This is a genomic window from Petrotoga sp. 8T1HF07.NaAc.6.1 (assembly GCF_016772115.1).
In the GTDB taxonomy this organism is placed as follows: domain Bacteria; phylum Thermotogota; class Thermotogae; order Petrotogales; family Petrotogaceae; genus Petrotoga; species Petrotoga mobilis.
On the sequence record NZ_AUPG01000012.1, the window covers coordinates 1 to 11,498 of the forward strand.

The 11,498-nt window shown below is 35.0% G+C and carries 10 protein-coding genes; 7 read left to right on the forward strand and 3 right to left on the reverse strand.

Features of this window, described 5'->3' with window-relative positions; all coding sequences use genetic code 11:
* Window positions 1-155: 155 nt before the first annotated feature.
* From dapD to NAAC61_RS08320, 4 genes are read left to right on the forward strand one after another with little or no spacing between them, the layout of a single operon-like run.
* Entirely contained in the window at window positions 156-857 is a 702-nt protein-coding gene (dapD, locus tag NAAC61_RS08305) for a 2,3,4,5-tetrahydropyridine-2,6-dicarboxylate N-acetyltransferase (RefSeq protein WP_121958880.1), read from the forward strand.
* Window positions 858-892: 35 nt separating this feature from the next.
* Window positions 893-2,092, forward strand: a complete 1,200-nt coding sequence (locus NAAC61_RS08310) for an aspartate kinase (RefSeq protein ID WP_202695728.1) — start codon at window positions 893-895, stop codon at window positions 2,090-2,092.
* Window positions 2,089-3,228: an aspartate aminotransferase family protein gene (locus tag NAAC61_RS08315; protein WP_202695731.1), complete on the forward strand. Its 1,140-nt coding sequence runs from the start codon at window positions 2,089-2,091 to the stop codon at window positions 3,226-3,228. Before NAAC61_RS08310 ends, NAAC61_RS08315 begins: the two co-directional genes overlap by 4 nt.
* On the forward strand, window positions 3,225-4,334 hold the full coding sequence (locus NAAC61_RS08320; RefSeq protein WP_202695732.1) for an amidohydrolase: 1,110 nt from the start codon (window positions 3,225-3,227) through the stop codon (window positions 4,332-4,334). Before NAAC61_RS08315 ends, NAAC61_RS08320 begins: the two co-directional genes overlap by 4 nt.
* On the opposite strand, the gene ispD is transcribed toward NAAC61_RS08320, so the two are convergent.
* On the reverse strand, window positions 4,331-5,014 hold the full coding sequence (gene ispD, locus NAAC61_RS08325; RefSeq protein ID WP_202695733.1) for a 2-C-methyl-D-erythritol 4-phosphate cytidylyltransferase: 684 nt from the start codon (window positions 5,012-5,014) through the stop codon (window positions 4,331-4,333). The two genes, NAAC61_RS08320 and ispD, sit on opposite strands and share 4 nt — an antisense overlap.
* Before the next feature lie 372 nt (window positions 5,015-5,386).
* On the opposite strand from ispD, the gene NAAC61_RS08330 reads away from it, so the two are divergent.
* A complete protein-coding gene (locus NAAC61_RS08330) occupies window positions 5,387-6,283 on the forward strand; it encodes an ROK family protein (protein ID WP_237729842.1) in 897 nt (298 codons plus the stop codon).
* 147 nt (window positions 6,284-6,430) lie between these two features.
* On the opposite strand, the gene NAAC61_RS08335 is transcribed toward NAAC61_RS08330, so the two are convergent.
* A complete protein-coding gene (locus NAAC61_RS08335) occupies window positions 6,431-7,267 on the reverse strand; it encodes a DegV family protein (RefSeq protein ID WP_202695735.1) in 837 nt (278 codons plus the stop codon).
* Between the two features lie 476 nt (window positions 7,268-7,743).
* Window positions 7,744-8,841: a type II TA system antitoxin MqsA family protein gene (locus NAAC61_RS08340; RefSeq protein ID WP_237729844.1), complete on the reverse strand. Its 1,098-nt coding sequence runs from the start codon at window positions 8,839-8,841 to the stop codon at window positions 7,744-7,746.
* Between the two features lie 570 nt (window positions 8,842-9,411).
* Here NAAC61_RS08340 and NAAC61_RS08345 point away from each other — a divergent pair.
* Both NAAC61_RS08345 and NAAC61_RS08350 read left to right on the forward strand, forming a co-directional pair.
* Entirely contained in the window at window positions 9,412-9,573 is a 162-nt protein-coding gene (locus tag NAAC61_RS08345) for an Rpn family recombination-promoting nuclease/putative transposase (RefSeq protein WP_233581217.1), read from the forward strand.
* Window positions 9,574-10,019: 446 nt separating this feature from the next.
* Window positions 10,020-11,498, forward strand: coding sequence for an anthranilate synthase component I family protein (locus tag NAAC61_RS08350; RefSeq protein WP_103065604.1), 1,479 nt, complete (start codon window positions 10,020-10,022; stop codon window positions 11,496-11,498).

An 11,498-nucleotide genomic window follows, 5' to 3' on the forward strand; every position in this document is an offset into this window, starting at 1 on the left:
GGCGCAAATAAAGATTAGGCAAAGCTTACAAGTGTTTTAAAAGGGTCACAGGGCGGAGCCCTCCCCCTCCAGGTCTAAGGGACCGCAGGTCCCTTTCCTTAAAACGGGTGGGGAGCGGGGTGAAAGGGCGCTAAAACAGTTAATAGGAGGTCATCATGAACACCGAAGAAATAATAAATTTAATAGCAAACTCAAAGAAAAAGAATCCTTTGAAGGTCTACCTTAAAGGTAACCTCAAAGAAGTAGATCTTTCCAATGTAGAATTTTACGGTAACAATGAATTCGGAATCTTGTTTTGCGAAGAAGAAGATTTCAAACCAATTTATGAAACTTATAAAGATTCTATAATTAATTACAGAATAGAAAGGGATAGAAAAAATTCTGCCATTCCGTTGGCAGATTTATCTAAATACAATGCGAGAATAGAACCAGGTGCCATAATAAGGGATCTTGTGGAGATAGGCGACGGTTGTGTTGTTATGATGGGTGCCGTTATCAATATAGGAGCTTGCATTAAAGAAAACACCATGATAGATATGAACGTCGTTATAGGAGGAAGGGCTCAAATAGGTAAAAATTGCCATATTGGGGCAGGAGCAGTTATAGCAGGGGTAATAGAACCCCCAAGCGCTCAACCAGTGGTGATTGAGGATAATGTTCTTATTGGAGCTAACGCGGTGGTATTAGAAGGAGTGAAAGTAGGTCAGGGATCAATAGTCGGAGCTGGCTCTGTTGTAATTTCTGATGTCGAACCTTACTCTGTGGTAGCAGGAGTCCCTGCAAAATTCATTAAGAAGGTTGACGAGAAAACAAAAGCCAAAACGCAACTTGTAGAAGGACTTAGAAATTTGAAATAATTTGTTCATATCAAATTTACCGGGGTGGATTAAACATGCAGTTGATAGTTCAAAAGTACGGAGGAAGTTCTCTTGCGGATTCTGAAAGGTTGAACAACGTTGCCAAGAGAATATGTAACAAGGTAGATGAAGGGTTTAAAGTATTAGTTGTGGTTTCTGCAAGAGGAGAGACCACGAATAGATTGATTGCATTAGCTAAAGAAACAGTTAAGAACCCTAATCCAAGAGAATTGGATATGCTTTTAGCTACTGGAGAACAGATCAGTGCCTCTTTGTTGTCTATGATATTGAACGATAGAGGTGTCAGATCAAAATCCATGAATGCCTTTCAATTAGGATTATTAACCACTTCTGATTACAATGAGGCTCAGATCAGAGCGATAAACAAAGAGGTAATTCACAAAAATCTTGCAAACAATGATGTTTTGGTTATCACAGGGTTTCAAGGTATTACAGAAGAAGGAGATTTGACAACCTTGGGAAGAGGAGGTTCTGATACTTCTGCTGTTGCCTTAGCCGCTTCTTTAAAAGTCAAGTGTGAGATATACAGTAATTTTGCCGGCATTTATACAATCGATCCAAAGATTTATCCTAATGCAAAAAAATTAAAATACGTTACTTACGATGAAATGCTGGAAATGGCGGCTTTAGGAGCAAAAGTGTTGCACCCAAGGTCTGTAGAAATTGCTAAAAAGTTTAATGTGGAGTTATACTGTGCATCGTCTTTTTCAGATGAGGAGGGAAGTTACGTAGTGGATAATTACAACGAATATTTAGAAGAACCTGTTGTAACCGGTTTAAGTGTGGCTGAAAATCAAACCCAAGTCACTATTTTAAATCTTCCGACGGATCACTTTTTTATTAATAAAATTTTTGAAATCGCTGCCAACAAAAATTTAAACATTGATATGATATCAATAATAAAAAATAATGAAAAAGCTGATATCTCTTTCAGTATCGTAGATAGCGTAATCGATAATTTTCGAGAAGTTTTAAGTGATTCTCTTAAAAATGATCATGAGAATTTTATTGATTTTAAAAATGATTTAGTCAAAATATCAGTAGTCGGAATTGGTATGAGGAAGGCAAGAGGAGTGGCTTCCCGATTTTTTAAAGCTATTGAAGATATTCCTATCTTTTTGGTGACTACTTCGGAAATAAAAATTTCATGTTTGATTCCAAAAGAGTATAACCAAAAAGCCGTGGAAAATATAGCAAAGGAGTTTGATTTATGAGCCTACTACAAGTATTCAACCCGTTTCCAATAAAAATTGATAGAGCGGAAGGTTGTTACATTTACGATAAAACAGGGGAAGCGTTTCTGGACACATTTTCTGGTATAGGAGTAATGAGTTTTGGGCATTCTCATCCATCTTTGTTAAAATCGTTGAAGGAAAAGATGGATAGATATATGCACACTTCTAATTTTTTTCTCGATGAAGATGCAATTTTCGTATCAGAAAAACTAGTCAATTTCACTGGGAAAAATGGCACCGTTTACTTTAGTAACTCTGGAGCAGAGGCAACTGAAGCTGCTTTAAAAGCCATTAAAAAAAGAGCAACAGATAAAAGAAATAAGATCGTTTTTTTCGAGAACGGTTTTCACGGTAGAACTTTAGGCGCACTTTCTATTAACGGTTTTAAAGACTTAAGAGAACCGTTTGAACCTTTGCTTCCCAACACGATAGAACTAAAGTACAACGATGTAGAGGATTTACGTAGATACTTCGATCTATTCGGTGAAGAAACGTTGGCTGTTTTTGTAGAACCGATTCTGGGATCAGGAGGAATAGTATCAATCAAACCAGAATTCGCATCTTTGATAGAGGACTTAAAAAGGAAATATAATTTTATTTTAGTCTGCGATGAGGTTCAAGCTGGGCTTGGGCGAACGGGAAAAATTTTTTCATACCAACATTTTGGGCTATCTCCAAATATTATAACCATCGGTAAATCCATAGGCGGCGGTTTGCCTTTGGGAGGTACGTTATTTCTTGAAAATATTTCTAGGGCTTTTGAAAAAGGAGAACATGGCTCAACGTTTGCTCCAAATCCTGTTGCCCTTGCGGGAGCTAGGTTCATTGTGGAAAATATCCCTTCTCTTCTGAAAGATGTTGAAGAAAAAGGAAATTACATAATGCAATATTTAAAAGAGAAAAATTTTGAAAAAGTAAAAGAAGTACGAGGCAAAGGTTTGATGATTGGCATAGAGTTAAAAGAAGAGGACCCTCAAATGAGGGTAAAAGGTCTACAAGAGGGTCTTTTGTTGAATGTACTTCATAACAGTGTGATTCGTCTATTGCCTCCTTTAAATATTGAATATAACGACATCGAAAAGATGCTGGTAAAATTAGAGAAGGTTTTAAAATGATCATTCTACCCTACGAATTGAGACATAAAATACATGAGAATCCGGAATTATCTCTTGAAGAGTATCAAACTACCGAATTATTGGAAACAACCATAAAAGAAGCCGCCACCTTTTACAACGTTGACATTAACGTATACAGACCTCTAAAAACGGGACTTATTGTTGAGTATAATGGTGGCAGCGGTGAGGAGTACCTTCTTTTTAGGGCAGATATCGATGCTTTAAATATAAAAGAAAAGACCAACGTTGATTTCAAATCGAAAAATGAATACATGCACGCATGTGGTCATGACGTTCATACTGCTATTTTGTATGGTTTTTTTCTCAACGTGATAAAAAATAAAGTAAAGAAAAATATAATATTTTTATTTCAACCTGCAGAAGAATCAAAGGGCGGAGCTCAAAGAGTTATCGAAAGTGGAATATTGGATAAGTACAATATAAAAGCGGCTTTTGCACTACATGTCAACGATGACTTCCCTGTGGGGACCATAGCCTCAACGCGTGGTACGCTTTTTGCTTCAGCCCTTGAGTTCTTTGTGGATTTTGAAGGGGTTTCTTCACATCTTGCCTTTCCCCATCAATCCAAAAATGCGTTGAACGCCCTTCGCATATTTTTAGATGTGCTTGATAAACTTCCAAAAAATCCCATGGAACCTTTTGTAATCGGCGTTGGTAAAGTAAGTGCAGGTAGCGCGATCAACATTCTACCAGGGAACTCCCATGTTGAGGGGAGTATAAGAGGTGTCGATTCTGAAAATAGCCTAAAATATTTCGAAGATATGAAAAATATATTGTCAGGGATAAAGACCATGACAGGGGTTGATTATTCGTTAAGCAAAGGGTCTTTCTATTCGGAAGTCGTCAACGATTCATTGCTATACGACAAATTTATTTCTAAACTCTCAAAAACATTTAATTTTGTTGACTGTGGCTTAAAAATGACGGGTGAGGATTTTGGCTTCATATCAAAAAAATATCCCGCACTAATGTGTTGGTTAGGAAGTTCCAAAGGAGAACACCACGGTCTTCATAACCCTGAATTTTTACCACCCGATGAGGTAATAGATGTTGGAATCAAGGTTTTTGAAACATTTTTAGATTAGGGATTCAATTCAAAAAAACATCTGGCTAGTTCAAAATCCTCTTTTTTTGTAAGTTTGATGTTATTTTTGTGATCTTCCACAATCGATGTTTCATAACCAGAATGAATAAATATAGATGCATCATCTGTGAAAGAAGATAAGATCTTTTCGGCATTTTGATAAGCTTTAAGTAATTTAGCAAAATCGAAAGTTTGAGGGGTATGATGCAGATAAATCTGGGATCTTTCTAAAGTTTTTAAAATCCGACCGTTATTGACTTGAGAAACCGTATTTTCTGCCATTTCTGCCAAAACAGCCCCTCCTATTTCTTTGGCCTTGTAGATGCTTTCATCTATTTTCTTAATATCAACGAAAGGTCTTACGGCATCATGAATGCAAACTAAATCAGGCTTATTATCTTTTTTACTCAAATACAACAGGGCGTTATAAACGCTTTCTTGTCTACTGCTCCCGCCAATTACCACATTCTCAAATTTTGAAAAGATTTTAACTTCTTTTTCTGTTAAATCCACGTAGTTTCTGTGAGATACGACGAGAAACTTATCTATTGATGTTGAATTCTGGAATTTTTCAGCGGACATTCTCAATATGGTTTTGTTATTTAATTTTACAAATTGTTTTGGAATTTCAAATCCCGCTCTTTTTCCTTCTCCAGCTGCTACTATAATTGCATAGACCATTTTCTTCACCCTTTATTATTTTTTGTATTTTAAAAAATAGATTTAGTAGAACTTCATCTTTTTTTTAAATAATTAATTTAACTTTTGATATAATAGATTGATAAACTTATTATAATATATTTTTGGCAGAATTGTGCCCAGGGTGAGGTCACAGGGCGGAGCCCTTTTGCAGCCGTGTGCAAAAAGCTTTTTTTAAAATAAACTTTGATTTTGAGGATTTTAAGGGGCGAAGCCCCTTAATGTCCAAGGGTGGGCTGCTGGGCGGAGGGGAGCAAATATAGTAGAAGACAGCAAATACACTTCAAGGAGTGATGACAATGTTGGTAGTAGGAATCGATTTGGGAGGCACTGAGATAAAAGCCGGATTAGTCGATGAAAAAAAAAGGAATAATTAAAAAGATTTCTAGACCTACAGAAGTTGAAATGGGAAATGCCCAAGTAATAGCTAATATAACAAAAACCGTGAAAGATTTAACGGAAAACACTGAATTTTCAGCAATTGGAATAGGTTCACCAGGTTCTATAGATAGAAAAAATGGAATTGTGAGATTTTCCCCAAATTTTCCAAACTGGCGAAATTTTGAATTGGTTCGCTTGATAAAAGAAAATATAAACGTTGACGTCTTTTTAGAAAACGATGCCAATGCCTTTGCACTTGGTGAATGGTATTTTGGGAAAGCAAAGGGTTTGCACGATTTCATCGCTTTAACCATAGGAACAGGCATAGGTTCCGGAGTGGTTTGTAACAACACATTTTTAACCGGTAAAGACGGTTTAGCCCCAGAATTGGGACATGTTGTAGTTGTACCAAATGGTCCACAATGCGGTTGCGGTAATAGGGGATGTGTAGAAGCTACTTCTTCTGCGAAATATATAGCATTAGAAGCCAAAAATTTGATAGATAGGTACCCAGACAGCCTTGTTTTAAAATTAGCCGGAAAAAAAGAAAAGATTGAATCAAAACACGTTTTTCAAGCTTATGAAAAAAATGATCCTCTTGCCAGTGTAGTTTGTAACTTTGCCATCGATGCACTTGCACGGGCTATTGGAGGTTATGTTCATGCCTTTAACCCAGAAAAAATTATAATCGGCGGAGGATTAAGCAGAGCCGGTGATGCTCTTTTTGTTCCATTAAGAGAAATGACAAAAAAATATGTTATGAGCAGTTTCGCAGATACTTACACTATAGAACAATCATCTTTAGTAGAAGATGCTGGAATTTTAGGGGCAGCTTCTGCAGCCTTTTATGCCGAAGAAAACCCCCTATAAGTCATAATCAAAAATCTCTTATCTAGGACCGAAAGAAAATTTCACCTGCATTCATTCTTGCTATATAATACAAAGATAAATGCAAAAAAACTTTTTATATATTATCCCCGCCTAGAGTGGCGGGGATTTTCCAAAATTTAATTCACTTTAAAAAGCAAGTATAACTCCGCCTTCATTAGCATAAACAGTACTTATCCCTGCAGTTTCCACAATAATTATATCTCTAAAATTATATCTTTTAGCTGCTTCTTTTTTGATATACTCAGCTCTCTCGAGAGCATTGCAGTGAGCAATTCCTAAAACTTTATCTTTCAAATTATTCCCTACTTCTCCTATTTTATCAATTAGCTTTTTAATCGCATTTTTGCTTCCTCGCGCTTTATCCAATAAAGTTATAGTACCTTCTCTAGTACCAGCCAGAATAGGTTTTATATTCAATAAAGATGCAAATTCACCTTTCAACTTACCCATACGCCCTGCCTTGATAAGGTTATCTAGCGAATCAAGCACAAATAAGGTCTTCATCTCTTCTATATATTTTTCTGCTTTATTTATTATTTCGTCCCTACCGAGTTTTGCTTCAATTAATTCACCAATTTTGTAAGCAATCATTGTTTCACCGACAGAAGCGCTAAAAGAATTGAATACTTTCACGAATTTGTCTTTAGCTTCTTCCAATAAAATATTCTTAGCGAGAACCGCATTCTGATAACTCGAACTTAACTCCTTAGATAAGGTAACTACAAAGGCATTTTCATATTTCTCGTATAAATTTAGAAATGGCTTAGGCCCTGGACTGGCGGTTTTAGGAACTTCGGTAGAGTTTCTCATTGCCTCCAGTAGTTTTTCACGGTCTAGATTCTCATCATCTATAAAATGTTGATCATCAATATCAATAAATAATGGAACTGTCGATATATCAAATCTTTCTTTAATTTCTTTTGTTAAATCACAACAACTGTCAACTACTATTTTAAACTTCACTATTTTATTACCTCCGTTGAATTTAGATATATATTTAATCAGCTTCATGGTATATTATACCAAGATATAATAAAAAATAGACTTTTTAATTAAATTTTTACTATAAAGATATTTTAAAATCGATTAATCATAGTACATCCACCCAAAGGATAAAAAACTTAGATTGTGAAGCATAAGGGCTAACTATGGACCGGGCTGCGAGGTAAAAGAACGCTAATAAAGATCCTTTTCCTTATGTGTGAAAAACAGGGTTAAAGGGACCGCAGGTCCCTCTTCCACACGGGTGGGGAGTGGGGGAAGGGCGCTAATAAAGATCTTTTCCACACGGGTGGGGAGCGGGGGAAGGGCGCTAATAAAGATCTTTTCCACACGGGCGGGCTGCGGGGCGAAGGGGCGCTATAAAACTCGTTGCACAGCATTTGTGTGATAAGGTGGTATATTGTTATAGATCAGATATATCCATAAAAAGATTGACCCTAAATCACTATCTCTTCATCATAATTTGAACTTTTATAAGCCACGTCATTATGTGATACTTCAACTAATTTTCTAGCACTCAATCCTCCATACTTTTTAACAATCTTTTCTACAATCTTTCTTTCTTCATCTGTTAAATTCCTTAAAGGAGTTTGATCCACCAAACCAATCTTATACGTCTCTTGCAAAAACTTTTTAGAAAAATCGATATTCATTCTTATTAAATTTGTCTTTATCAAATAATCTAAAAGAACGCCCTCTTCATTTTTTGCTCCTTTAGGAATCGGACCATAATTATAATGAATGAATTTCAAATTAGCAATTTGCCTGCCAAGGCTTTTTTTAGATTCCTTTTCCACTAACCATAGCAATTTAAAAAAGACGGTTTTGTATAAAAAATCCTTGTGATGATATTTATTTGAATAATAAAATAATCCAGCTATTAAGCCTTTCATTTTTTCAATGTCTATTTCAGGATGTTTAATATACAAAATTTTTTCCAATTCCTGAACTTCAAGTTTATTTTCAAACTCTTTAAGAATTCTCTGAATGTTTCCTAAGATCCTCTTATACTCGATATCGGGAATATTATCTTGATTACTTTTTAAAATTTTGTAAAATTCAATCGGTTCGGAAACTCTCTTGATCAAATCGCTATTAACTTTGGTTGGTAATGAACCCATCTCATAACGTTGTATAGTAGCTTCTCCTAAACCTAAAATCAAGGCAAATAGTGTCTGAGAGACATTATACTTACTTCTAATTTCCTTGATCTCTTCAGGTAACACCAAATTATTCAACTCAGCATATTTTCTGTATGCCGCTTTTAAATTCTCATTCTCATAATAGGGTTCAAGTAACTCAGCCCCACATTCTTCACATATAGCAATAGTTCGTTCGACTTCAATAGGGTAATTCTTAACGTTATAATTCTCTTTCTTTTTTATAGTTTTATACCCCACCAATTTTCCACATTGCTCACAGAACAACCTTTCTTTTGGTTTTTTCAATTCATACATTCCCTTCACCCTTTTCACGAGCTGTAATTGATTATTATTGATAAATTGTTTCAATAATTCTAGAAAAAATTCAACCATTTTATAACTCCTACACTCATATTATACCATCAATTGATGGTATAATATATTAAATATTGTTAAAAATATATCTTTATATTACCCTCCTCAATGACACAAACTAATATTTTTTTAACTTGTAGGTTAACGGTATGAGCTTTTTATGAAATGTTTTTACGTAGCACCCTATCAAATTTCATCTTAGGACTTATATTTGAACTACTTAATATATACCTCTATGAACGAACACTTCTTCTCTCCCAAGCGTTTTTCAATCAACCCTATTATACCATTACCTTTCTTATTTTAAAACACGGAACTTTAAAACCCAACTTGCCTACTTTTTCTTCCTAAAACGGGTGGTCCGTGGGTTAAAAAGGAACAGACCCCTTTCCTTATGGTTGAAAAGTGGGGAAAGGGCCCACAGGTCCCTCTTCCACACGGGTGGGGAGCGGGGGAAGAACGCTAATAAAGATCTTTTCCATCCGGGCGGGCTGCGGGGCGAAGGGGCGCTAATAAAAATCATTATACGAGAGTTATATGATAAGATAACACACCTTCAAAAACATATGGTATAATTAAAAAGACTCCATATTCAAAGAATTATTTGAAGACAGAACCGTATTCTATGACTTCCTAAAAGCCTTTCTACCAAGAGAGATCACACAACAAAGAAAAGAAACAGATTTAAAATGCGAACAAACTGAACTAATAGGCAAAGATTTCTCCATAAAAAAATCAGACATACTATAAATAGCATCGCCAATGAATCTAACAAACCGGTTACGAAGAGTTAAAAGAAATGGAGGTGCCAAAAATGTTTAACACATTAGAAGAGATAGCAAAAAGAGACAGAGAAAAAGCTAAAGTGGAAGGAAACTTGACAAGGTTAAAAAATTATGTTATACTAAAATTAAATTGATATTAACGGGGTAATAGCATGTTTGATCAAGAAAAGCTTTTTTTTAAATCACCCAAGTTAAAAAACAATACAATAAATATAATTAATTGGTGGTGGCATCTCGGATAGGGGTGCCTGTATGAATCTGCCTAAAAAGTAATCAAAGGGCATCCCTTCAGGGATGCCCTTTTTTAATTAAGGAGGTCTTTTTCCTATTAAAAAAGGGATAAAAGGACCTCCTTTTATTTTTTTAAAAAGCACAAACTAAGCAAAAATTAATGCCGAGAAGGAGGGGAATATGTATACTAAAAGGTCTGTAATAAATCAAACAATTTTACCAGTTATAGAAAAAATAAGCCTGGAAAATCCTGATCCAACAGTAGTTTATAAAAAAATTGCTTTAAATAATCAATATTCGTTTATATTAGAAAATCTTTCGATCAACGAAAAAAAGTATTCCTTATTAGGAATCACTCCATTAAAAGTCGCGAAATTAAATTATACAACCAAGAAGAAGACAAGACTCCATTTTTTTGAAAAAGGTAAAGCTTTTCTTGATGAAAATACAGACTACATATCTTTTTTAAAGGAACAGTTAGAAAGTATTCAGTATGAAAGTATTCTAAATATCCCAGATTTATTTGCAAGTTTTGTAGGATACTTCGGTTATGAGATTATTTCCGTTTGGGAAGATATATACCATAATGAAATGGATAAAGATCTCAAACATGGAGATTTACCACTATCTATCTTAGTATTTCCAAGAATCTCATTGATATTAGATCAAAATGAAAAATTGGGATATTTGGTTAATGTTGTGAATAGCGGGTCAGAAGAAGATATAGAAAGTCGAATTTCTTTGGCTAAACATGAAAATCATCAGATATTAAAAGATTTAGAAAAAGCCTCTACTCAAAAGGAAGAAGAAAGAAATAATGATCAAGTCAAATTGAAGATCAAACACCACACAAGTAAAGAAGAATTCGTCGAAAAAGTAGAAAAAACAAAAAATTATATAAACGCTGGTGAGGCTTTTCAAATCGTCATATCTCAAAGGTTTTCTTGCAAAATAACGCAACATCCTTTTGAAATATATGAAAATCTAAGAAAGATAAACCCTTCACCTTACATGTTTTATCTTAATTTTCCAGAAGCAACCATTATTGGCTCTTCTCCAGAAATGCTAGTAAAAGTTGAAGGCCAAAGAGTAATCACCAGGCCCCTTGCTGGTACAAGAAAGAGGGGAGAAACTCCCCAAGCAGATGAAGCCATAGAAAAAGAACTCTTAAGTGATGAGAAAGAAAGGGCGGAACACATAATGCTTGTTGATCTTGCAAGGAACGATTTAGGCAGGGTATGTAAAGAAGGAAGTGTTAAGGTTACAAAATTTTTTGGAATTGAAAAATATTCACATGTGATGCACATCTATTCGCAAGTTGAAGGTTTAAAAAAGAATTATTTAAACTCACTTGATGTATTGAAATCTTTGTTCCCAGCCGGGACCGTATCAGGAGCTCCAAAGATTAGGGCAATTGAAATAATTGATGAATTGGAAGACGAACCAAGAGAAATCTATGCCGGCGTAGTTGGATACATTGATACAAAAGGAAATTTAGATACAAGTATTGCAATAAGGACGATGGTGTGCAAAGAAAATGAAGTAAGGATACAAGCTGGTGCTGGTATAGTGTCTTATTCGATTGCTGAAAATGAGTATTATGAAACAGTCAACAAGGCAATGGCAATGTTCAAATCTTTAGAAAAGGGGGATTGTTGA